22 protein-coding genes and 1 pseudogene are annotated in these 21,482 nt (G+C 63.7%); 13 read left to right on the forward strand and 10 right to left on the reverse strand.

Annotation, left to right across the window (positions count from 1 at the left end):
- The first annotated feature begins 217 nt into the window (after window positions 1–217).
- Both HU720_RS14935 and HU720_RS24365 read left to right on the forward strand, forming a co-directional pair.
- The gene (locus HU720_RS14935) at window positions 218–673 is read left to right on the forward strand and encodes an isoprenylcysteine carboxylmethyltransferase family protein (RefSeq protein WP_186520700.1); all 456 of its coding nucleotides are present in this window, start codon (window positions 218–220) and stop codon (window positions 671–673) included.
- A gap of 76 nt (window positions 674–749) precedes the next feature.
- Window positions 750–987, forward strand: a pseudogene (locus HU720_RS24365) (MFS transporter); the annotation flags it as partial.
- 7 nt (window positions 988–994) lie between these two features.
- Here HU720_RS24365 and HU720_RS14940 read toward each other — a convergent pair.
- Entirely contained in the window at window positions 995–1,393 is a 399-nt protein-coding gene (locus HU720_RS14940; protein ID WP_202883580.1) for a lysozyme inhibitor LprI family protein, read from the reverse strand.
- A gap of 169 nt (window positions 1,394–1,562) precedes the next feature.
- Here HU720_RS14940 and HU720_RS14945 point away from each other — a divergent pair, with 169 nt between their 5' ends.
- Window positions 1,563–2,111: a chalcone isomerase family protein gene (locus tag HU720_RS14945; RefSeq protein ID WP_186520701.1), complete on the forward strand. Its 549-nt coding sequence runs from the start codon at window positions 1,563–1,565 to the stop codon at window positions 2,109–2,111.
- Between the two features lie 2 nt (window positions 2,112–2,113).
- On the forward strand, window positions 2,114–2,638 hold the full coding sequence (locus tag HU720_RS14950; protein WP_186520702.1) for a DUF3833 domain-containing protein: 525 nt from the start codon (window positions 2,114–2,116) through the stop codon (window positions 2,636–2,638).
- 101 nt (window positions 2,639–2,739) lie between these two features.
- On the opposite strand, the gene HU720_RS14955 is transcribed toward HU720_RS14950, so the two are convergent.
- The 9 genes from HU720_RS14955 to HU720_RS14995 form a co-directional block, all read right to left on the reverse strand.
- Window positions 2,740–3,255, reverse strand: coding sequence for a DUF2878 family protein (locus HU720_RS14955; RefSeq protein WP_186520703.1), 516 nt, complete (start codon window positions 3,253–3,255; stop codon window positions 2,740–2,742).
- A gap of 2 nt (window positions 3,256–3,257) precedes the next feature.
- Window positions 3,258–4,517 carry a cyclopropane-fatty-acyl-phospholipid synthase family protein gene (locus HU720_RS14960; RefSeq protein WP_186520704.1) on the reverse strand — a complete coding sequence of 420 codons (1,260 nt, stop codon included), beginning with the start codon at window positions 4,515–4,517 and terminating at the stop codon, window positions 3,258–3,260.
- Window positions 4,492–5,304: a DUF1365 family protein gene (locus tag HU720_RS14965; RefSeq protein WP_186520705.1), complete on the reverse strand. Its 813-nt coding sequence runs from the start codon at window positions 5,302–5,304 to the stop codon at window positions 4,492–4,494. Before HU720_RS14965 ends, HU720_RS14960 begins: the two co-directional genes overlap by 26 nt.
- A complete protein-coding gene (locus HU720_RS14970) occupies window positions 5,301–6,548 on the reverse strand; it encodes an FAD-dependent oxidoreductase (protein WP_186520706.1) in 1,248 nt (415 codons plus the stop codon). The genes HU720_RS14965 and HU720_RS14970 overlap by 4 nt, the downstream gene beginning before the upstream one ends.
- A gap of 3 nt (window positions 6,549–6,551) precedes the next feature.
- Window positions 6,552–7,304, reverse strand: a complete 753-nt coding sequence (locus tag HU720_RS14975; RefSeq protein ID WP_186520707.1) for an SDR family NAD(P)-dependent oxidoreductase — start codon at window positions 7,302–7,304, stop codon at window positions 6,552–6,554.
- Window positions 7,301–7,723, reverse strand: a complete 423-nt coding sequence (locus tag HU720_RS14980) for a nuclear transport factor 2 family protein (protein ID WP_186520708.1) — start codon at window positions 7,721–7,723, stop codon at window positions 7,301–7,303. Before HU720_RS14980 ends, HU720_RS14975 begins: the two co-directional genes overlap by 4 nt.
- A gap of 252 nt (window positions 7,724–7,975) precedes the next feature.
- Window positions 7,976–8,869, reverse strand: coding sequence for an SMP-30/gluconolactonase/LRE family protein (locus tag HU720_RS14985; RefSeq protein WP_186520709.1), 894 nt, complete (start codon window positions 8,867–8,869; stop codon window positions 7,976–7,978).
- Between the two features lie 16 nt (window positions 8,870–8,885).
- The gene (locus tag HU720_RS14990; protein WP_186520710.1) at window positions 8,886–9,707 is read right to left on the reverse strand and encodes an NAD(P)-dependent oxidoreductase; all 822 of its coding nucleotides are present in this window, start codon (window positions 9,705–9,707) and stop codon (window positions 8,886–8,888) included.
- 67 nt (window positions 9,708–9,774) lie between these two features.
- Window positions 9,775–10,500 (reverse strand): oligogalacturonate-specific porin KdgM family protein, encoded by a 726-nt coding sequence (locus HU720_RS14995; protein WP_186520711.1) that lies wholly within the window; start codon window positions 10,498–10,500, stop codon window positions 9,775–9,777.
- A gap of 346 nt (window positions 10,501–10,846) precedes the next feature.
- On the opposite strand from HU720_RS14995, the gene HU720_RS15000 reads away from it, so the two are divergent.
- The 9 genes from HU720_RS15000 (at window position 10,847) to HU720_RS15040 (ending at window position 21,397) form a co-directional block, all read left to right on the forward strand.
- A complete protein-coding gene (locus HU720_RS15000; protein WP_186520712.1) occupies window positions 10,847–12,001 on the forward strand; it encodes a mandelate racemase family protein in 1,155 nt (384 codons plus the stop codon).
- Between the two features lie 70 nt (window positions 12,002–12,071).
- On the forward strand, window positions 12,072–13,682 hold the full coding sequence (locus tag HU720_RS15005) for an ABC transporter substrate-binding protein (RefSeq protein WP_186520713.1): 1,611 nt from the start codon (window positions 12,072–12,074) through the stop codon (window positions 13,680–13,682).
- A 51-nt stretch (window positions 13,683–13,733) separates the two neighbouring features.
- Window positions 13,734–14,771: an ABC transporter permease gene (locus HU720_RS15010; protein ID WP_186520714.1), complete on the forward strand. Its 1,038-nt coding sequence runs from the start codon at window positions 13,734–13,736 to the stop codon at window positions 14,769–14,771.
- 195 nt (window positions 14,772–14,966) lie between these two features.
- Window positions 14,967–16,577 carry an ABC transporter substrate-binding protein gene (locus HU720_RS15015; RefSeq protein WP_186520715.1) on the forward strand — a complete coding sequence of 537 codons (1,611 nt, stop codon included), beginning with the start codon at window positions 14,967–14,969 and terminating at the stop codon, window positions 16,575–16,577.
- A gap of 61 nt (window positions 16,578–16,638) precedes the next feature.
- Window positions 16,639–17,553 carry an ABC transporter permease gene (locus HU720_RS15020; protein ID WP_186520716.1) on the forward strand — a complete coding sequence of 305 codons (915 nt, stop codon included), beginning with the start codon at window positions 16,639–16,641 and terminating at the stop codon, window positions 17,551–17,553.
- An 11-nt stretch (window positions 17,554–17,564) separates the two neighbouring features.
- A complete protein-coding gene (locus HU720_RS15025; protein WP_186520717.1) occupies window positions 17,565–18,404 on the forward strand; it encodes an ABC transporter ATP-binding protein in 840 nt (279 codons plus the stop codon).
- Window positions 18,405–18,414: 10 nt separating this feature from the next.
- Entirely contained in the window at window positions 18,415–19,191 is a 777-nt protein-coding gene (locus HU720_RS15030; protein ID WP_186520718.1) for an ABC transporter ATP-binding protein, read from the forward strand.
- 14 nt (window positions 19,192–19,205) lie between these two features.
- Window positions 19,206–19,574, forward strand: a complete 369-nt coding sequence (locus HU720_RS15035; RefSeq protein ID WP_186520719.1) for a 5-carboxymethyl-2-hydroxymuconate isomerase — start codon at window positions 19,206–19,208, stop codon at window positions 19,572–19,574.
- Window positions 19,575–19,615: 41 nt separating this feature from the next.
- The gene (locus tag HU720_RS15040; RefSeq protein ID WP_186520720.1) at window positions 19,616–21,397 is read left to right on the forward strand and encodes a glycoside hydrolase family 28 protein; all 1,782 of its coding nucleotides are present in this window, start codon (window positions 19,616–19,618) and stop codon (window positions 21,395–21,397) included.
- Window positions 21,398–21,482 lie beyond the last annotated feature (85 nt).

The following is a 21,482-nucleotide window of genomic DNA, read 5'->3' on the forward strand; positions in this document are numbered from 1 at the left end:
GGCTTGCCCCGCGATAGCGATAGCACTGCCAACATCGCATCGCGGGGCAAGCCCGCTCCCACGTTGCGCAGTTCTCTGCGCGGCAGTGCAGCACGGAAGGGCTGGGTGATCTCACACGCCGAGTTTTGGGGGGGCACCCTTCGCTTCAAACAGCTTGACCCTGAAGTGGCTACAGCCCTCACAGTTCCTCAACGTTCATCGCTAAAGGGAATTGACCATGGACAACCGCATCCCTCCGCCGCTGGTCGCTACCTTGTTCGGCCTGCTGATCTGGCTCGCTGCGAGCTCCCTGCCGGGTACCTTGGATCTGGCTGTAGAGTGGCGGATTGGCCTCTCGCTGGTGGTGTTATTCGCGGGCGCCGCAATTTGCCTGGCGGGGCTGATTTCGTTCCGTCGCGCACATACCACGGTCAACCCACTTAAGCCGAAAACCGCCTCGGCGCTGGTCCGCTCGGGCGTCTACCGATACACACGCAACCCCATGTACCTGGGCTTTGCGACAGCCCTGACGGCCTGGTCGATCTATCTCGCCTGGCCGCCAGGGTTGCTGGGGGTGCTGGGCTTCGTGGTCTACATGAACCGCTTTCAGATCGGGCCTGAAGAGCGAGCCCTGGGCCGCCTGTTCGGAGCGGATTTCACGCAGTACTGCAGCCAAGTCAGGCGTTGGCTCTAAAGGTGCCGTTGGGCGAAAACCGTTTCGACCATAGAGTCGATGAACACGCGCAGTTTCGACGCCAGGTGTTTGCTAGATGGCCAACGCGGCACGCCAGGCGGCAGATGTGGCGAAGTCAATGCTGGTCACTGCCTGGAACCTGGCGATTGCCGGTGGCGGCCTGATCGGCGGGGTATTGCGTTACCGCGTTCCCCGCAGCTCTGCTGGTTCTGCTGGTTCTGCTGGTCGCGACACTGTTGGTTGCATGGGCGGCGAGCAAGCATGGCTTTCCAGCAGCAGTAAAGGCGCCGGTGGCCCGAGCCGGCCTGCAGTAACGCGGTCTTATTGCCCCGGCACCTGCCCGTAGAACGCCTCCAGCTCCGCCACCCGCGCAATGTTCAGGTTCATCCGGCAAATGCTGAAGTACGGCGTACCAATGGACCGCGACTGGCTGTCACACCAGGCCTCGCGGTATTGCAGCCAGGCTTTCTGCGCGGCTTCGAAGCCGGCTGCATCTTCCTCGCCCAGTTTGCGCAGCGCCAGGTAGGTCTTCTGATACACCCGGTTCATGTCTTTTCTGGCTGCATCCGACGCCTGCTCGGCGCAACCCATCACCACGCTGTTATTCAACTGCCCCATCTCTTCGCGGCATTGGCGTTCGATAGCGGCGTAGTCGCTGGCAAATGCTGACGAGGCAGTAGCGGCAAGCAGGGCGAACAGGTAGAGGCGGGGCGGGCGCATACGGGTGGCTTTCCTTGGCGGTAGAAGGGCGCAGCATGCTAGCGACCTTTGCATCCGCCAGATAGAGCGCGGTCGGACACTGGATGCAGATAGTTTCCGACGGCTGCCCCGCAAAATCTGTACATGCAAATATACTTGTACAACATTCACGGTGTTTCGGTATTCAGCCATGGCCAAGCGCACCTCTCTCATCGCCGTGTTCAGCCTGATCATGCTGCTGGCTCACCTATCACCCGCCATGGCGCAGTGGCAGCCGGCGTTGCCAGGTGCGCGGCAGGTCGGGGCCGGCGAATTCACCTGGTTCGGCATGCGCCTGTACACCGCGCGCTTGTGGAGCGCCAATGCGGTGCAGGGCTGGGAGCAGCCGTTCGCGCTGGAGCTTATCTATCACCGGGCGCTTTCCCGCGACACGCTGGTGAAGGCCAGCCTTGAGGAAATGCGCCGCCTGGCCGAAACGCCGCTGCCGGCGGCTACCGAACAGCGTTGGGCGCAGGCGATGCGCGCCGCGTTCGTCGATGTGCAAGCGGGCATGCGGGTGACCGGGCTCTACCTGCCGGGCCAGGGCTGCCGCTTCTATGTCGACGGTGTGCTGCGCCACGAAGTGGCGGACGCCGCCTTTGCCCGTGCCTTTTTCGCGATCTGGCTCGACCCGCGAGCCCGTGATCCCCAACTGCGCCAGCGCTTGCTCGGGCTGGGTGCAGACAACTCAGGAGGTTGAACATGTACAAGGCTTTGCTGATCATCGGCTGCCTGTTGCTGGGCAGTTGCGGCAACGTGGGGGTGGAGCGCTACGCCGCCGAGCAGCCGACGCTGGACCTGGCGGCGTTCTTCTCGCAACCGGTGCAGGCGTGGGGCATGGTGCAGAAGCGCTCGGGCGAGGTGGTCAAGCGCTTCCATGTGCGCATCGACAGCCGCCGTGAAGGCGAGCGGTTGATCCTTGATGAGCAGTTTGTCTACAGCGACGGCACCCGCCAGCAGCGCACCTGGACGCTGACCCCGGACGGGCCCAAGCGCTGGCGCGGGACGGCCGGCGACGTGATCGGCGAGGCGCGTGGCGAGCTTGCCGGCAATGCGCTGCGCTGGGCATACCAGTTGGACCTGGTGGTGGATGGCCGGCATTGGGCGATAGACCTGGATGATTGGATGTACCTGGTCGATCAAGACACGCTTATCAACCGGTCGAGCATGCGCAAGCTGGGGGTGGAGGTAGGGCAGGTGACGTTGTTCATGCGGCGTATGCCCTAGCGTGTTCCTACAGGTACTTGGTAGCTCTTGATTTTGTGGGAGAGTACTAGGCAGCGTGGGAGCGGGCTTGCCCCGCGATTCGGCCAGCAGCCAGAGTGATGCTATCGCGCGGCAAGCCCGCTCCCACATTCGCGACCAGACCCCACCTTCGCCAGCCAAGGCAACCCCAGCGCCCACAAAGGCGCCAGCAGCAAGCCGGTGCCCATCGCCCCCAGCGGCAACTCAACCCCTGCCAGGCGCGCGCCGGCCAGGTAGGCCAATGGCCCACCCACCAACCCCGCCAGCGCGCCGCACCACGGCACGCGGCCGGCCCAGGCCAGGCTGTGGCGCATGCCGCAGGCAAGCACCAGCCACATCAATGCCAGCCACAGCGGCAGCGGCCAGGCCTCGAATACGAACACCCCCAGCAGCCCGAGCAGGCTATCGGCAATACACCCCAGCAACGCCACGCGTAGCAGCGCCCACACCTCTTCGCGGGGGGCCGGGCACAGCCACAGGTGCAGTGCCAGGCCGACAGGAATCACCAGCAACCAGGCCGGTGTACGCGCCCCGAGCACGCAGGCCCACCAGCCGGCTTGCAGCCACAGCGCATTGCCGACCAGCCATGCCCGGCCCACGCTTATGCACCCGGCAGCGCAGCGCGGCGAGCGTGTGGCGCGGCCCACAGTAACTGCGCAACGCCGATGGCACGCTCTTCAAAACCGCCCTGGCAATAACACAGGTAGAACTCCCACAGCCGCTGGAAGCTGTCGTCGTAGCCAAGCTCGGTCAGCGCCGTGCGCGCCGTGCGCAGGTTGTCGCGCCAATGGCGCAGGGTGCGCGCGTAGTCCTGGCCGAAGTCTTCCAGGTGCACCAGGTTCAGCTCGGTCTGGCGGCTGGCGGTGTCCAGCAGCACGCTCAGCGAGGGCAGGGCGCCACCTGGGAAGATGTAGCGCTGGATGAAATCCACCGAGCGACGCGCCTGGGCATAGCGTTGATCGCGGATGGTGATGGCCTGGATCAGCATCAGCCCGTCATCCTTGAGCAACGCTGCACATTGGCGGAAGTAGGTCGGCAGGTAGCGGTGGCCAACGGCCTCGATCATCTCGATCGATACCAGCTTGTCGAAGCGCCCCTGCAAATTGCGGTAGTCCTCGCACAGCACGGTGATGCGCTGCTCAAGGCCCAGCGCCTCGACCCGCGCCAAGGTGTGCGTGTACTGCGCCTGCGAAAGCGTCGTGGTGGTCACCCGGCAGCCGAATTGGCTGGCGGCATGGATGGCCAGGCTGCCCCAGCCGGTGCCGATTTCTATCAGGTGGTCCTCGGGCTTGAGTTCAAGCTTTTCGCAGATGCGCTGCAGCTTGTTCAGTTGCGCGTGTTCAAGGCTTTGCTCGGCGCTTTCGAACTGCGCTGCCGAGTACATCATGGTCGGGTCGAGCAGGCGCTCGAACAGCGCGTTGCCCAGGTCGTAATGGGCAAGGATATTGCGCCGCGAGCCACGCTGGCTGTTGCGGTTGAACCCGTGCAGCAGGCGCAGCGCCGGGCGCCCCAGGCGGGCCAGGCCGCCTTCCATGGCATCGAGCACATCGAGGTTGGCGACGAACAGCCGGGTCACCGCGCCCAGGTCCGGGCTGTGCCAGTAGCCGTGGATATACGCCTCGCCGGCACCGATGGAGCCGTTGCTGGCCACCAGCCCCCACAGCGCGTCGTCCAGCACCTGCACCTCGGCTTGCAGTGGGCTTGCGGCGTCGCCGAAGCTCAGGGTTTCGCCCTGGCAAAGCAGGCGCAGGTGGCCATGGCGCAAGCGTTTGAGCTGAGCGATGACGGCGCTTCGGCCCAGCCCGCCGAGCAACGGGCTCAGGCCTGCCGACTTGCTAACGCTCAGGGTGTTGTTGGGCATTGTCGAGTTCCTCGTTTGCGGGGTGGCCCAGCGCCAGGTTGCCCTGGGTCGGGGTGTGGTCGTGCACGGGAGTACGTTTGAGCAGCAGGCGCAGGGCCTGCCAGTAAATGGCCGAAACGGTGCGCAGGCTGGCCCAGGGAAATGCCAGCACATGCCTGTGCAGTGCCGTGCGGTCCAGCGGCTGGCGTTGCAGTGCCAGGTCGGCCTGGAACACCTTCGCGCCGTCGCGCCAGTTCTGCATCTGGATGCGCACGTGCGGCCCTTCGAGGGCGAAGCGCAGGCGGTACTGCATGTCCACAGGCAGAAACGGCGAAACGTGGAACGCCTTGGCCATGGCGAACGGCTGGTCCAGGTTGCCCTGCACCGGCAGCACATAGTGAAAACGCTCGCGCCACGGCGTGTTGCGCACCTCCAGCAGAATCGCCGAAAGCTGGCCGTGCAGGTCGTGGCAGAAGTAGAAGCTCACCGGGTTGAACGACAAGCCCCAGCAGCGCGGCTGGGTCAGCAGGTGCACGGCGCCTTCGCAGGCTTGCCCGGTGGCCTCGGCCACCAGTTGCCGCGCGGCGTCGGCCAGGCTTGTGCCGCTGCCAGTCAGGGCCGGCAGGTAGTCGCGTTCACGCAGGCTCATCGGCGCCCAGCGCGAGCGCCCCAGGCAGCGCGACAGGCGCAACAGCGCAGGCCACTCGTCCAGGTGCAGGTACAGCATGCCGGTGCGGTAACGGAAGGCGTGGGGGCGGGGTGTCAGGCGCTGATGGCTGACCCAGCCGTGGCACAGGCTGCTGTTCACAGCTGTTCCCCAAAATGCTCGGCCACTTGCAGGGCACTAAGCACGCCGTCTTCATGGAAACCATTGCCCCAGTAAGCGCCGCAGTAGTAGCTGTGTTGCTGGCCTTGCAACTCGGCGTGGCGGGCCTGGGCGGCGAGGGCCGGCAAGCTGTACTGGGGGTGTGCGTATTCGAAGCGGGCGAGGATTTGCGCCGGGTCTATCTGCGCGGTCTGGTTGAGGCTGACGCAGAAGGTCACCGGCGCCTCGATGCCTTGCAGGATGTTCATGTTGTAGGTCAGCGCGGCGGGTGCCTCATCGCTGCCGCCCAGGCGGTAGTTCCAGCTGGCCCAGGCCTTTCGCCGCTTTGGCAGCAGGCGTGTATCGGTGTGTAGCACCACATCGTTGGCGGCGTACTGCAGTGCGCCGAGCACCCCACGCTCCTGGGCGCTGGGCGCCTCCAGCAAAGCCAGCGCCTGGTCGCTGTGGCAGGCGAACACCACGCTGTCGAAACGTTCGCTGCCTGCGGCGCTGTCGAGGGTGACGCCGCCTTCATCACGGCTCACCCGGCGCACCGGGCATGACAGGCGGATGCGCTCTGCAAAAGGCTTGCACAGCGGCTCGATGTAGCTGCTCGAACCGCCCTCGATCACCCGCCATTGCGGGCGTTGGTTGACCGACAACAAGCCGTGGTTACGGCAGAACCGCACGAAGAACTGCAACGGGAAACCGAGCATGCCGAGCGGCGCCATGGACCAGATCGCCGCGCCCATGGGCAGGATGTAGTGGTCGATGAAGCGCTTGCCGTAACCCTGCGCCAGCAGGTAGCTGCCAAGGGTTGCGTCAGGGCTGATGCGTTGGTTGTCGAGGTCTTCGATCACCTGGCGGTTGAAACGCAGGATGTCGCGCAGCATGCCCCAGAACGCCGGGCTGAGCAGGTTGCTGCGCTGGGCGAACAGGGTGTCGAGGTTGTGGCCGTTGTATTCCAGGCCGCTGCGCGGGTCGTGCACCGAAAAGCTCATTTCGGTTGGCCGCGTAGGCACCTTGAGCTGGTCGAGCAGGCGAATGAAGTTCGGGTAGGTCCAGTCGTTGTAGACGATGAAACCGGTGTCGACCGCATAGGCCTGGCCGCGCACCTGCACCTTGACGGTGTGGGTGTGGCCACCGATGCGCGCGTCGGCCTCGAACACAGTGACTTCATGCTTACGTGACAGCAGGTGAGCGCAGGTCAGGCCGGCGATGCCGCTGCCGATAATGGCGATACGCATGGTTTATTCCTGGGAATTGCGGGCCAGACGCTGGCCCAGTTTCAGCCGCCAGCGCCCCGGCAGCGCGCCAAGCAGGCGCAATACCAAGGTGAACAGGGCCGGGAAGTTGATTTCCAGCGGTCGCCGCTGCAGGCGCGCGGCGATGTGCCGGGCGGCGCGCTCGGCGCTCCACAGTTGCGGCATGGCGAAGTCGTTGCGCTGTGTCAGTGGCGTATCGACGAAGCCTGGGTTGATCAGGGTGACGTCGATGCCTTCCTTGATCAGGTCGATGCGCAGCGACTCCAGCAGATAGCGCAGCGCCGCCTTGGACGCACCGTAGGCGCCGGCGCGTTGCAGCGCGAGCCAGGTCACCGAACTGCTGGTGACCGCCAGGTGCGGCCGCTGGCCTGCCCGCAACAGCGGCAGGGCGGCAGCGATGCAGTGGCTGGCACCGAACAGGTTGGTGCGCAGCACCCGCTCCAGCAGCGCGGTATCGAGCTGGCCGGGTTCGAAGTATTCGCAGGTGCCGGCATTGAGCACCATCAGGTCCAGCGCGCCCCATTGCTCTCGAATATGCTCGGTGATGGCGGCGACTTGCTGCGGGTCATCGATATCGCCGACGGCCAGCAGCACCTGCTCCGGATAGCGTGCGGCCAGGTCCAGCAGCGGCTTGGCCCGGCGTGCGCTGAGTGCGACGTGATGGCCCTGTTCCAGCAGCAGGAGCGCCAGTGCCGCGCCGATACCGCTGCTGGCGCCGGTCAGCCAGCAGCGGCTCATGCCAGCCTGCCTTTGAGCCAGCGAATGGCGCTGCCCATCACTGGCACATGCTCGTACAGCAAGGCGCCGGCGTCGTAGTAGTCCTGGTGAAAATACACGCGCTCGCGCCACTGCAGGTGGCTGCAGCCTTGCACGCTGATCGCGCGCCCGCTATTTAGCCGCGGATGGCTAAACCGCAAGGTCCAGCGCAGGTAGCCGTGGCCGGGGGCGATTTCGTCAGCGCCTTCGAACTGGTAGCTGATATCGCGGGCGTTGGCGTAAAGCTCGGCGAAATATTGGTGCAGGGCAGGGAGGCCGCTGAGCCGGTGCAGTGGGTCGCGGAAGGTGATGTCGTCGCTGTATATCTCGGCCAGCCGGTCGAGGTTATTCGCGTCGAGGGTGGCGAAGCGTTCGGCGAAGGTTTGCAGGTAGGTGGACATGCTTTAGGCCTGTACAACGCTTGATTGTTGTACAGGTATAGCGCACGGCTTAGCGGAAAGCTATACAGAGAAAGATATTTGTATAGATTTTGATTCTGCCCGCTGCGCACGCGGTCAGGGTGTAGGAGCGGCCTTGTGTCGCGAAAGGGCTGCGCAGCAGCCCCGGTGATTGTGCGAGAGGGTGAGATCTTGGGGCTGCTACGCAGCCCTTTCGCGACACAAGGCCGCTCCTACACCGCGTCGCTGGTGGTTTCAGCCCCGTACCATCGGCTCCGGCAGCCCTTTGACACCAGGGTTCAATGCAAACACCCCGCCTGCCAATGGCTGATCCCGCAGATCCACCCCTTGAGGGCGAATCGAGGTCACAAACAGCGTGTCGAGCTGCGGCCCACCAAACGCACACATGGTTGGCTTCTTCACCGGCAATTCCAGCGCCCGGTCCAGCTTCCCCTCGGGGGTAAAGCGCAGCACCTGGCCCGAGTCGATGGCGCAGATCCAGTAACAGCCCTCGGCATCCACTGCCGCCCCGTCCGGCCGGCCGGGGTGCGCGTTCATATCGACGAACACCCGGCGATTGTGTGGGGTGCCGCTGTCGATGTCATAGTCGAACGCCCAGATCAATTGCACGTTGGGGTGCGAGTCACTCAGGTACATGGTTCTGCCATCCGGGCTGAATGCCAGGCCATTGGGGACCGTAAGCCCGGTTAGCTGTGCCTGCAGCATTGGCACGGCGCCAGCCACGCCTTGCTCATGGCGATACATTGCACCTGCTTGCTCGACCCCCATGCTGGTTTGCATTGTCCCGGCCCAGAAACGCCCTTGCCGGTCGCAACGCCCGTCGTTGAAGCGCATACCGGGCAGCGCGTGGTTCACACCCGCGCGTTTCTCGGCGTGCAGGCGCCCGTCGGCTTGCGGCGTGAGTTTGAAAATTCCGCTTTGCTGGGCTCCCAGCCAGTGCCCCTCCGGGCTGCGCGCAATGCAGCCGAGCATTTCATCGGCAGTCCAGTAGCTGAAATGACCGTCCAACTGCCAGCGATGCAGACGTCCGGCCGGGATGTCGACCCAGTACAGGGCGTTTTCCTGTGGCTGCCATACCGGGCTCTCGCCCGTGGCATTACGGGCATTGATGATCAGTTCGGCGTTCATCGGGTGCTCCTTGTGGTCAGTCGCCGAACGGGCCGGCAGCAGTGAAGGCGCCGCCTTGCAGGCGGGCGGTGGCGTCGTCGGCGGCAGCCTGGGGCTGTTGCTCGAGCTGGGTGCGAAAACGCTCCGAGCTGTCCTGTGGGTTGAAGCCAAGGTGGGCTGCGTAGCGGTTGCTCCACCACAGGTCGCGGTTGGCCGACACGCCATAGACCACGGTGTGGCCAACGTCTTCGGCCAGCAGGGCGCGCTCCACCAGGTGAGCGAGGTCGGCATAGCTGAGCCAGGTCGACAACATGCGCAGGTTGCGCGGGGCGGGGAACGAGGAGCCGATGCGCAAACTCACGGTTTCGATGCCATAGCGGTGGTAATAGAAGGTCGCCAGGTCCTCGCCGTAGGCCTTCGACAGCCCGTAGTAGCAGTCCGGGCGGCGCGGGGAGTGGGCGTCGACCAGTTCGTCCTGCGGGTAGAACCCGGTGACGTGGTTGGAGCTTGCGAAGACCACGCGCTTGATGCCGTGTTTGCGCGCGGCTTCATAGATATGGAAAGTGCCGACGATATTGGCCTGCAGAATCTCTTCGAACGCACGCTCGGTGGAGATCCCGCCCAGGTGCACGATGGCATCCACGCCTTCTGCCAGTGCCAGCACGCCGGCCTTGTCGGCCAGGTTGCAGCTGATGACTTGTTCATGGTCGCCGGCAGGTGGCGCCATGGCGCTGATGTCAGAGGCGCGCACCACATTGGCGTGGGCCTGCAACGCTTCACGCAGAATTTGCCCAAGGCCGCCGGCAGCGCCAGTCAGCAGCAGGCAGTTGAAGGGTTTTGCAGTGGGAGTCTGGGGCACGGTAAAACCTTGTCATTAATTGAAAGAACAACACCGGGCACGTTTCAAGTTGCCCGGTGACGGTGGCTTACATGAAGTTGTACTGCACCCCGATACGCCAGCGAGCCTGGCGGTCATCGGTGGTGGAGTTGACTTTGATATCCCCCACTTCCATGAACGGCGCCCATGCTTTGTTGAGCTTGTACTTGACGATCAAGTTCTGCTCGTAGTCGCTTTTCTTGTTGTCGTAGCGGATATAGTCGGTATCGAAGTAGATGTACTGATACTCGAAGGCCCAAGGGCCTTTGGGGGTATAGCCGAGCCAGCCTTCCAGGCGCGTAGTGTTCTGGTTGTCCTTGGCGCGGTCATCTTTGCTGCGGTCGATCTGGTCGCGGTCCAGGCTACGCGCGTCGTGGCGCACGCGGGTGGCGACGTACCAGGTGTCGCTGATCTTGTAGTTGTACTTCAGGCCGAACTTGTAAGTGGTCGCATCCTTGGAGCTGTCCATCTGGAAGGCGGGGGTCAGCGTCGACTTGGGGCTCAACTTGTAGTTGTAGTCCACAGTGAATTCATGGCCATTGTTGACAATGTTGTCGTACGCGACGTCTTCCCGGTCGCCGGCAGTCTTGTATTTGATCTCGGCGGCAAAGCCCAGCCCATTATCCTTGCGGTAATTGAGCTTGATGCGGTCGGAGTGAATGCTGTCGTCTTCGGTAAAACCGTGTCGGTAGTTGATGCTGGCCGAGTCTGCGCAAGCGTAGAAGGACAGGCCGAGCGTACTGACGGCAATGAGGCGGCGGAGTGTGTTGTTCATGCGATCTTCTTTTTTTGTTTTTGTTGAGGACGTTATGAGGCGTGTGGCGAAGGGTATCGGTGTGGGTGAGGTCGCTCCGTGATTTTTCGAATAAGTTATCGTACGACTTTGCGGCTGTCTACGATTTCTTTGAATGTTGTCTGATCACTTCTGTTGATGGCTCTAGAATAGGCATTTAGAGGGCGTTGTCGTCTGGTGGTTGTTGGTGTTGAGCGTGGGATAGCACCAAAATCCGGCCTTTAAATCAGTTTTAAAGAGGTGCTTTTCAAAAGTTGTATGATGACGTAGGATTCTTCCCAGAGCGTGACTCCCCCGCCACAAATCCAATAAGAAGGCACAGACGTCCATGATCATCACCGCTGTAAACGTGCAGATTTTTTCCTACCCCACACGCCGCGCCGTAGACAGCGCCGGCCATGCCCACCCCGGCGACGTGACCCAGGCCAAGATGGCGCTGCTGCGCATCCGTACCGAATGCGGCCACGAAGGCTACGCGTTGGGCGCCCCCGAACTGATCCGCCCCTATGTCCTCGACAACTTCGTGCGCAAGGTACTGGTTGGCGCCAACGCCTTCGACCGCGAAAAAATCTGGCATGACCTGGCGCACTGGCAGCGTGGCAGCGCCAGCCAGCTCACCGACCGCGCCCTGGCGCTGGTGGAGCAGGCGCTGTGGGACTGGGCCGGGCGCAAGCTCGGCGTGCCGGTGTACAAGTTGATTGGCGGCTACCGCGATAAGGTGCCGGCCTATGGTTCCACCATGTGCGGCGATGAGCTGCCGGGCGGGCTGTCTACCCCTGAGGAATACGGCCGCTTCGCCGAAACCCTGGTCAAGCGCGGCTATAAAGCCATCAAGCTGCACACCTGGATGCCGCCGGTGTCGTTCGCCCCAAGCGTGGCCATGGATATCAAGGCCTGCGCCGCAGTGCGCGAGGCGGTTGGCCCGGACATCGCACTGATGATCGACGGCTACCACTGGTACAGCCGCACCGAAGCGCTGACCATCGGCCGAGCCCTGGAAAAGCTCGACTTCGCCTGGTTCGAAGAACCCATGATGGAAGACTCCGCCGAGAGCTACGCCTGGCTTGCCGGCCAGCTGGATATCCCGGTGCTGGGCCCGGAAAGCCTGGGTGGCAAGCACCTGAGCCGGGCCAGCTGGGTGAAGAACGATGTCTGCGATATCCTGCGTGCCGGGGTGGCCGGGGTGGGGGGTATCGCGCCGTGCCTGAAGGTTGCGCACATGGCCGAATCATTCGGCATGGACTGCGAAATCCACGGCAACGGGGCGGCGAACCTTGCCGTGGTCGGCGCCATCAAGAACTGCACCTGGTACGAGCGCGGCCTGTTGCACCCATTCCTCGACTACGACGAGGTGCCGGCCTACCTCAAGCGCCTGGTCGACCCGATGGACCAGGACGGTTTCGTTCACCTGTCGAGCCTGCCGGGCCTGGGTGAAGACATCGACTTCGACTACGTCGAGACCAATACGCTGCAGAGCTTCTGATTCGTGTCATGGCGGTGCGCGGGTTCGCGCACCGCCCGAGAGTCCAATAACTATAAAAAGGCTATCTCACATGAGCGTTCTTCCCACAGTCTGGGCGGGGGTCCTGGCCGCATCGCTGGCGCTGGCCCCGGTCCCTGCTGCATTCGCCAAAACCCCGGCCGACCAGCTGATCGTCGGCATGAGCATGATCAACCTGTTGTCCCTGGACCCGGCTGCCGCTACCGGGCTGGATGTCTCGGAGGTCAATGCCAACCTCTACGACATGCTGCTGGTGCAGGACGTGCGCCAGCCCGACAAGCTGGTGCCGGCGCTGGCCGAAAGCTGGCAGGTCAGCGACGACCGCAAGACCTTGACCTTCAAGCTGCGCCAGGGCGTCAAGTTCCAGTCCGGGAACCCGCTGACTGCCGAAGACGTCGCCTGGTCGCTGCAGCGTGTGCTCAAGCTCAACCTGGCCCTGGCTTCGACCTGGAAAGCCTACGGCTTCACCGCAGGCAACGCCGCGCAAACCCTGCGCGCCGTCGACGAGCACACCTTCGTGGTCGAGCTGCCGCGCCCAACCGACCCGCAACTGGTGCTCAACACCCTGGCCACCTCGCCGAGCGCGTTCATCCTCGACCGCAAAGTGGTGCAGCAGCACCAGAAGGGCGATGACATGGGCGGCGCCTGGCTAACCACCCACGCCGCCGGCAGCGGGCCGTTCATCCTCAAGGACTGGCGCGCCAACGACGTCATCCTGATGAACCGTTTCGACGGCTACTGGGGCGGCCCGGCCAAGCTCAAGCGCATCGTCATGCGCAACATGACCGAGTCGCAGTCGCTGCGCCTGATGGTCGAGCGCGGCGACCTGGACCTGGCCAAGGGCATGTCGGCGCCCGATATCGAAGCGCTGGAGAAGTCAGACAACGTTCGCACCCAGACTGTACAGCGCGGCACCTTGTATTACGTGGCGCTGAGCGTAAAGAACAAGCCCTATGACGATGTGCGGGTGCGCAAGGCCGTGCGCTCGCTGATCGACTATCAAGGCATCAACCAAACCGTGATGCCGCACTATGGCCAGCTCAACCAGCGCCCGCTGCCGCTTGGCCTGCCGGCGCGCCTGGATGACCCGGGTTACACGCTGAACGTCGCCGAGGCGAAAAAACTGCTGGCTGAGGCCGGCTACCCGAACGGTTTCAAGACCACCATTCGCGTGCTCACAGAGCCGCCGTTCATCAATATTGCCTCCAGCCTGCAATCGACCCTGGCCCAGGCCGGCATCCAGGCCACCATCGTTACTGGCACCGGCAACCAGATCTACGGCGCCATGCGCGAACGCAGCTTCGACATGCTGGTCGGGCGTGGCGGCGGCGGGGCCGAGCGCCATCCGCATTCGAGCCTGCGCACCCTGGTGTACAACCCGGACAACCGCGACGAAGCCAAGCTGAGCAACTTCCAGGGCTGGCGCACCTCGTTCTACAGCCCGGAGCTGAACAGCCTGATCGAGCAGGCTGAGGTCGAGCCTGACAAAGCCCGTCAAATGGCCCAGTACCAGCAGATCCAGCAGACCCTGGACACCCAGGTGGGCGCGATTCTGCCGATTTCGCAGATGACCGACACCGTGGTGCTGTACCACGACGTGCAGGACTACCAGGGCCATACCGCCGCCACCACGCGTTACAAAGACGTCTACAAGTCGCGTTGAGGGGCCGGGGCTCGCCCCGCACCCCGGTGACCGCTTTTTCAGGAGCCCGTTATGTTTGCTTCGACTGCCTCTGTGCTGGGTACTCGCGTGTCAGGTACCGCCCGCAGGGCCGGCACGGTCATGGTGACCCTGCTTGGCCTGCTGGCGCTGACCTTTTTCATTGGCCGGGTGATGCCGCTGGACCCGGTGCTGGCTGTGGTCGGCCCCGACGCCGATAGCTCCACCTACGACCAGGTGTACCGGGCCATGGGCCTGGACAAGCCGATCTGGACCCAGTTCGGCCTGTACCTGAATGACCTGCTGCACGGCGATTTTGGCAACGCGCTGCTGACTGGCCACCCGGTGCTGGATGACATCAGGCGAGTCTTCCCGGCCACCATCGAGCTGGCCACCCTGGCGATTCTGTTCGGTGTGCTGATCGGCCTGCCGCTGGGTGTGGTCGCAGCCAGTAACCAGGGGCGAATTGGCGACCATGTGGCGCGGGTCATCACCTTGTTTGGCTACTCCACGCCGATTTTCTGGGTCGGCATGATGGGCCTTCTGGTGTTCTACGCCTGGCTCGGCTGGGCAGGCGGGGCAGGGCGCATCGACCTTGCCTATGACGGTATGGTCGATGAGGTCACCGGCCTGTTGCTGATCGACACTGCGCTTGCCCGCGATTGGGATGCCTTCAGCAGCGCGCTGCGCCATATCGTGCTGCCGGCGCTGATTCTGGGCCTCAACTCGGTGGCCTACATCAGCCGCATGACCCGCAGCTTCATGCTCGAACAGCTGTCCCAGGAATACATCATCACCGCACGGGTCAAGGGCCTGTCGCGCCGCCAGGTGGTGTGGAACCACGCGTTTCGCAACATCCTCGTGCAGTTGCTGACCGTGGTCGCCCTGGCCTACGGCTCGCTGCTCGAAGGAGCGGTGCTGATCGAAACCGTCTTTGCCTGGCCGGGCTTCGGCCAGTACCTGACCAGCAGCCTGATGCTTGGCGACATGAACGCGGTGATGGGTTGCGTGCTGGTGATCGGCCTGATCTTCGTGGCGCTGAACCTGATCAGCGACGCCCTGTACAAGGTCTTCGACCCAAGAACCCGCTGACATATCGGGGTTGCCCTATAGGAAGCTGGATAGCGTGGGAGCGGGCTTGCCCCGCGATAGCGGTGGTGAAGGTGACAGAGCCATCGCGGGGCAAGCCCGCTCCCACGCTAACCGGTCAACGTTGATGCTATCGGCCTGGTGCCGTGAAGGGGCGCAAAGCGGCGCCCACCGAATAATAAAAAAAAGGATGTCCACATGAAGTCAATATTCCCGCCGCTGCGCACCGCCTTGCTCGGCACTGCGCTGCTGCTCGGCCCGCTGGCCGCCGTGCAGGCGAAAACCCCGGCCGATCAGCTGATCGTCGGCATGAGCATGGTCAACCTGTTCTCCATCGACCCGGCCAACGCGCCGGGCCTGGATGCCTCGGGGGTCAATGCCAACCTGTACGACACCCTGATCAAGCGCGACAACGGCAGCCCGGACAAGCACCTTGGGCAACTGGCCGAGCGCTGGACGGTGAGCGACGACGGCAAGCAGATCACTTTTTACCTGCGCCCCGACGTCAAGTTCCACTCAGGCAACCTGCTCACCGCCGAAGACGTCGCCTGGTCGCTGTACCGGGTAATGAAACTCAACTACGGCCTGGCCACCACCTGGAAGGCCTATGGCTACAGCAGCGAAAACATCCAGCAACTGATCCGCGCCGTGGACGCCCATACCCTGGTGGTGGAGCTGCCGCAGCCGACCGACCCATTGCTGGTGATCGACTCGCTGGCGGTGTCGCCAAGCGCCGTGGTGGTGGACCGCCAACAGGTGCTCAAGCATGAGAAGAACGACGACCTCGGGGCGGCGTGGCTGGTCACCAACGAAGCCGGCAGTGGCCCGTTCACCCTGAGCAAATGGAGCGCCAACGATGCGCTGGTGATGACCCGCTTCGACGGCTACTGGGCAGGCCCGGCCAAGATGAAGCGGGTGCTGGTGCGGCACATGACCGAGTCGCAGTCGCTGCGCCTGATGCTCGAACGCGGCGACCTGGACCTTGCCTACGGCATGGCGGCGCCCGACATCAAGGCCATCGAAAGCTCGGACAAGCTGCAGGTGCAGGCGCTGCAACGCGGCACCATGTACTACGTGGCCATGAGCATGAAACAGCCCGAGTTCGCTAACCAGAAAGTCCGCGAAGCGGTGCGCAACCTGATCGACTACAAGGGCCTCGACGAGCAGGTCATGCCGCACTACGGCAAGCTCAACCAGCAGCCGATGCAGCTTGGGCTCCAGGCGCGCCTGCCGGACCCTGGCTACAAGATGGATGTCGCCAAGGCCAAGGCATTGCTGGCCGAAGCCGGCTATCCGCAGGGCTTCACCACCACCATCCGCACGCTGTCCGAGCCGCCATTCATCGATATTGCCGCACGCATGCAGTCGACCCTGGCCGAAGGGGGCATCAAGGCGCAAATCGTCACCGGCACCGGTAACCAGGTATACGGCGCCATGCGCGCGCGCAACTTCGACATGATCGTTGCCCGCGGCGCCGAGCGCTATCCGCACCCGTACTTCAGTCTGCGCACGTTCGTGTACAACCCCGACAACAGCGACAGCGCCGGGTTGCCTAACTTCCAGGGCTGGCGCGCCTCGTTCTACAGCCCACAGCTCAACACCTTGATCGACCAGGCCGGCGTCGAACGGGACGCCGGCAAGCGCCTGGCGCTGTATCACCAGGCGCAGGAGCTGTACGACAAGCAGGTCGGGCCGATCATGGTGGTGTCGCAGATGACCGACACCGCGGTGAGTGCCGTCGACATCAAGGGCTTTACCGGCGATGACGCCGAGGCCACCCGTTACCTGGGCGTCTACAAGCAGCGCTGAGCACCACCGGCGGTGCCTGCGGGCACCCCGGTGGCCATGATTTCACCTTGAGAACATGCCGATGATTGCCAACATGTCTTCTACCGAAACTGCCGCCAAGCGGCCGCAGGATACACCCAGCTCAAGCCTTGAGGCGCTGGGCAAGAGCAGCCTGCGCGTATTGCGCCTGCTGGTGCGCAACCCGATGACCCTGGCCGGCTTGCTGGTGGCCCTGCTGCTGATCGTGGTCGCCGCCTTCGCGCCGTGGATCGCCACCCACGACCCGGTGGTGCAGAACCTTGCCAACGCGCTGCAAGCCCCAGGCGCTGCGCATTGGTTCGGCACCGACGAATATGGCCGCGACATCTTCAGCCGGCTGGTCTACGGCGCCCGCATCACCCTGTACATCATTGCCCTGGTGACCATCATCGTCGGCCCCATCGGGCTGTTCATCGGCACCGTCTCGGGCTATTTCGGCGGCGTCATCGACACTGTGTTCATGCGCATCACCGACATCTTCATCTCGTTCCCAAGCCTGGTGCTGGCGCTGGCGTTCATTGCGGCCCTCGGCCCTGGCCTGGAACATGCCGTGGTGGCCATCGCGCTGACCTCCTGGCCGCCAATCGCGCGCCTGGCGCGGGCCGAAACCCTGTCGCTGCGCAAGGCCGATTTTGTCGTGGCGGTAGAGCTGCAAGGCGCATCGTCGAGCCGCATCATCCTGCGCCACATCGTGCCGATGTGCCTGTCGTCGGTGATCATCCGCCTGACCATGAACATGGCCGGCATCATCCTCACCGCCGCCGCCCTGGGCTTTCTCGGACTCGGCGCGCAGGCACCGCTGCCGGAGTGGGGCGCGATGATCTCCACCGGCCGGCGCTACATGCTCGAGTGCTGGTGGCTGGTGGCAGTCCCCGGGGCTGCGATCATGCTGGTGAGCCTGGCGTTCAACCTGCTGGGCGATGGCCTGCGGGACATTCTCGACCCGCGTAGCGAATAACCGGAGGCCCTATGTCAACGCCAAAGATCCATGTCGATTCGCTCAACGTGCGCTTCGTCAACGGCAAGAAAGTGATGCACGCGGTGCGCGATGTGTCGTTCAGCCTGGGCCAGGAAAAACTCGCCATCGTCGGCGAGTCGGGCTCGGGCAAGTCCACCGTCGGGCGCAGCCTGCTCAAGCTGCACCCGGCCAGCGCGCAGATTACGGCCAAGGCCATGCAGTTCGGTGATGTCGACCTGCTCGGCGCCGGCGAACGGGCCATGCAGAAGATTCGCGGCCAGCGCATCTCGATGATCATGCAAGACCCTAAGTATTCGCTTAACCCGGTGGTAAAAGTGGGCGAGCAGATCGCCGAGGCGTACCTGGCGCACCACAAGGCCAGCCGCAGCGAAGCCCGTGAGCGGGTGCTGCTGATGCTGGAAAAGGTCCATATCCGCGACCCCAAGCGGGTCTACAACCTGTACCCCCACGAGGTCAGCGGCGGCATGGGCCAGCGCATCATGATCGCCATGATGGTGATCACCAACCCTGAGGTGATCATTGCCGATGAGCCTACGTCGGCACTGGATGTGTCAGTGCGCCAGCAGGTGCTCAGCGTGCTTGAAGAGTTGGTGGTCGAGCAGCAGATGGGGCTGATCTTCGTCAGCCACGACCTGAACCTGGTGCGCAACTACTGCGACCGGGTGCTGGTGATGTATGCCGGGCGGGTGGTCGAGTCGCTGGCTGCCTGTGACCTGCAATACGCCGAACACCCCTATACCCGTGGCCTGCTGGCCGCCTTGCCGAGCATGGACAACCGCCGCGCGCGCTTGCCGGTGCTGCAACGCGACCCCCTGTGGCTGACCTGCTGAGGTAACCGAGATGTCCATGATCCAAGCACATGCATTGAACCTGAGCTTTGGCCTTGGCGCCGGGCTCAACCAGGTGTTGCACGACGTCAACCTGAGCGTCGAGGACGGCGAATCGTTCGGCCTGGTCGGCGAGTCCGGTTCGGGCAAGACCACGGTGCTGCGCTGCCTGGCCGGGCAGTATCGGCACTGGAGCGGGGCGCTGAGCATCGGCGGGGTGCCGTTGCAGCACAAGCTGCCCAAGGAGCACTTTCGCAAGGTGCAGATGGTGTTCCAGGACCCGTATGGCTCGCTGCACCCACGCCATACCATCGACACGGCGCTGCGCGAGCCATTGATCATCCATGGCCTGGACGAACGCGATGACCGTATCAACGACATTCTGCTGAAGGTCGGGCTCAATGACAGCTTCCGCTACCGCTACCCGCACCAGTTGTCAGGCGGGCAGCGCCAGCGTGTGGCGATTGCCCGCGCACTGATTCTGCAGCCACGGGTGTTGTTGCTCGACGAGCCCACCTCGGCGCTGGATGTGTCGGTCCAGGCCGAGATCCTCAACCTGCTGGCTGACCTGCGCCAGCGCGAGAAACTCACCTACCTGATGGTCACCCACGACTTGGGCGTGGTCAGCCACCTGTGTGACAAAGTGGCGGTGATGCAGCAGGGGCGCATTGTCGAGCGCCTGGACAGCCAGGCGCTGAGCCAGGACCTCGCCAGCCATGAATACACCCGCATGCTGGTGCAAGCCAGCCGTGACTTCAGCGCCGATACGCCCATGGCCGCCCGCGCCTAGCCCAAGGACCCCCCATGCCCCACTGCACCATCGATTGCCCCACCACCCTGGCCCAGCGGGTAGGCGAACAAACGCTGCTGAGCACCGTGCACGACGCCATCGACGCCAGCGGCCTGTTCCAGCCCGGCGAAATCAAGGCCCGCCTGAATACCTTCAGCCATTACCGCTGCGGCGCCGGCCAGGATGATTTTGTCCACATCGCCCTGCATGTGCTGGGCGGGCGCACCGAGCAGCAGTGCCGCAGCCTCGGCATGGCAGTAGTGGCGGCGCTGGTGGCGTTGCTGCCCGAGGTCAAGGCGCTGTCAGTGGATGTGCAGCAGATGCCCCGCGAAACCTTCGTCAACCGCCGTCAGTACCTTGAGCATCAAGGGCTGAACGCCTGACGCCACGCATTGGTTCAAAACAACAACAAGGAAGACCCTGCATGCGCAACCCGACACTTCTCGCCACCCTGGCCATGACCTGCAGTATGCCGCTGTGGGCGGTACAAGCCCCGGTCAAGGTCCAGGTGCCAACCCTGGCCTACGATGATCAGCAGATCATCCTGGTGTGGGAAAAGCCCGCTAACCACGCCGATATCGTCGACTACCATGTGTACGCCAATGGCAAGTTGCTGGGCAGCAGCAACACCAACAACGGCGAGGTCTCGCCGGCCAAGCCGTACATCGATCGCTTCTACCAGCAGGACGTGCACAACTTCCACCACCGCATCGCCATCCACAGCTACACCGCCCAAGGCCTGAAGCCCGACACCGAATACCGCTTCACCGTGCGTTCGGTGGACCGTAACGGCAAGGAGTCTGCACCAAGCGCGGCCGTGGCTCAGCGCACCACCCCGGTGCCGGCGCTGTTCGATGTGAAGCGCTACGGCGCCAAGGGCGATGGCAGCACCCTCGATACCGCCGCAATCCAAAGCGCCATCGATGCCTGCAGCGTGGGCTGCAAGGTGTTGCTGCCGGCCGGTACCTACAAAAGCGGGGCGCTGTACCTGAAGAGCAACATGACCCTGGAAATCGCCGAAGGCGCGACCTTGCTCGGGTCTGAACGGGCCGAGGACTACCCGCGCGACGGTTATATCCAGTACCCGTATTCCACCACCGTACGCCCGGCGTCGCTGATCAACGCCTTGCCCCGTGACCCACGCAAGCACCAGGCGTTCGAGAACATCCGTATCGTCGGCAAGGGCACCATCGACGGCAACGGCTGGAAGCGCAACGCCGATGTGCGCGACGAGCGCGGCCAGCCACTGCCGTTCTACCTGCCCAGTGACAACACCCGCTACATGCACGATGGGGTGCTGGCCAAGGCGCAGGTCGAGCGGGCGGTGGCCGAAGGCATGAACGTCAAGGACGCCTATGGGCAGATGCGCTCGTCGTTGATTACCCTGCGCGATGTTACCAACGTGTTCTATGGCGGCTTCACCGTGCTCAACCCGGCGTACCACGGCATCATGAACCTGGAAACGCGCAATGTGGTGCTGGCCAACACCACCCACAAGACCTACGACGCCAACAACGGTGACGGCATCGAGTTCGCCAACAGCCGGGGCGCGATGGTGTTCAACAACTTCTTCGATACCGGCGATGACTGCGTCAACTTTGCCGCCGGCACTGGCGCCGATGCGGTGCATCAGAAAGCCCAGGAAGATGCGTGGATCTTCAACAACTACTTCCGCAAGGGCCATGGCATGGTGGTTGCGGGCAGCCACACCGGGGCGTGGATTCAGAACATCCTGGCCGAGGACAATGTGTCGGACGGCACCGATGCCGGCCTGCGCATGAAAAGCACCAACTTCATGGGCGGCGGCGCACGGCATGTGACCTTCCGCGATTCGGCGATCCGCAACACGGTCAAGCAGGCGTTCATCTTCACCTTGGACTACAACGACCCCAACGCCAAGCTCGATTACAAGCGCTCGACGGTGGCGGGGCAGTTCCGCGATATCAACGTCAGCGATGTCAGCGTGGAAAACGCAGGCACGGCGGCAATCGAGGTCAAGGGTGACAGCGAGCACAATGCCTTCCACCAGGGCCTGGTGTTCGAGCGGGTACGCTTCAGTGGGCCGGCGCCGGTGAAGATCGAGGGCTTGAAGGATTCACGCTTCGACAACCTGCGCTTCAGCGAAACTACCGGCGCCAATCCATGGCAGGTGAGCAATAGCCAGGGGTTGGCCTTCAGCGATGTAGAGCCTGCGCCCAAGCCCTGAGTGAAATGCGCCAGCCTGTTGTGGCCTCATCGCAGGCTGTCGCCAGCTCCCACAGGGACCGTGCACAGCCGCGATATTGAGGCCT

The sequence above is a fragment of the Pseudomonas sp. SWRI51 genome (assembly GCF_014268825.1).
GTDB classification, from domain to species: domain Bacteria; phylum Pseudomonadota; class Gammaproteobacteria; order Pseudomonadales; family Pseudomonadaceae; genus Aquipseudomonas; species Aquipseudomonas farsensis.

Excerpts from the sequence above, each read along its gene's own strand:
- HU720_RS14980 (WP_186520708.1), bottom strand. The coding sequence starts at position 7,723 with ATGTCCACCTACCTGCAAACCTTCGCCGAACGCTTCGCCACCCTCGAC.
- HU720_RS14960 (WP_186520704.1), bottom strand. The coding sequence starts at position 4,517 with ATGCCCAACAACACCCTGAGCGTTAGCAAGTCGGCAGGCCTGAGCCCG.
- HU720_RS14970 (WP_186520706.1), bottom strand. The coding sequence starts at position 6,548 with ATGCGTATCGCCATTATCGGCAGCGGCATCGCCGGCCTGACCTGCGCT.
- HU720_RS14945 (WP_186520701.1), top strand. The coding sequence starts at position 1,563 with ATGGCCAAGCGCACCTCTCTCATCGCCGTGTTCAGCCTGATCATGCTG.
- HU720_RS14940 (WP_202883580.1), bottom strand. The coding sequence starts at position 1,393 with ATGCGCCCGCCCCGCCTCTACCTGTTCGCCCTGCTTGCCGCTACTGCC.
- HU720_RS15035 (WP_186520719.1), top strand. The coding sequence starts at position 19,206 with ATGCCCCACTGCACCATCGATTGCCCCACCACCCTGGCCCAGCGGGTA.
- HU720_RS15005 (WP_186520713.1), top strand. The coding sequence starts at position 12,072 with ATGAGCGTTCTTCCCACAGTCTGGGCGGGGGTCCTGGCCGCATCGCTG.
- HU720_RS14975 (WP_186520707.1), bottom strand. The coding sequence starts at position 7,304 with ATGAGCCGCTGCTGGCTGACCGGCGCCAGCAGCGGTATCGGCGCGGCA.
- HU720_RS14995 (WP_186520711.1), bottom strand. The coding sequence starts at position 10,500 with ATGAACAACACACTCCGCCGCCTCATTGCCGTCAGTACGCTCGGCCTG.
- HU720_RS15040 (WP_186520720.1), top strand. The coding sequence starts at position 19,616 with ATGCGCAACCCGACACTTCTCGCCACCCTGGCCATGACCTGCAGTATG.
- HU720_RS15020 (WP_186520716.1), top strand. The coding sequence starts at position 16,639 with ATGATTGCCAACATGTCTTCTACCGAAACTGCCGCCAAGCGGCCGCAG.
- HU720_RS15000 (WP_186520712.1), top strand. The coding sequence starts at position 10,847 with ATGATCATCACCGCTGTAAACGTGCAGATTTTTTCCTACCCCACACGC.
- HU720_RS14985 (WP_186520709.1), bottom strand. The coding sequence starts at position 8,869 with ATGAACGCCGAACTGATCATCAATGCCCGTAATGCCACGGGCGAGAGC.
- HU720_RS15030 (WP_186520718.1), top strand. The coding sequence starts at position 18,415 with ATGTCCATGATCCAAGCACATGCATTGAACCTGAGCTTTGGCCTTGGC.
- HU720_RS14935 (WP_186520700.1), top strand. The coding sequence starts at position 218 with ATGGACAACCGCATCCCTCCGCCGCTGGTCGCTACCTTGTTCGGCCTG.
- HU720_RS15010 (WP_186520714.1), top strand. The coding sequence starts at position 13,734 with ATGTTTGCTTCGACTGCCTCTGTGCTGGGTACTCGCGTGTCAGGTACC.
- HU720_RS14950 (WP_186520702.1), top strand. The coding sequence starts at position 2,114 with ATGTACAAGGCTTTGCTGATCATCGGCTGCCTGTTGCTGGGCAGTTGC.
- HU720_RS15015 (WP_186520715.1), top strand. The coding sequence starts at position 14,967 with ATGAAGTCAATATTCCCGCCGCTGCGCACCGCCTTGCTCGGCACTGCG.
- HU720_RS15025 (WP_186520717.1), top strand. The coding sequence starts at position 17,565 with ATGTCAACGCCAAAGATCCATGTCGATTCGCTCAACGTGCGCTTCGTC.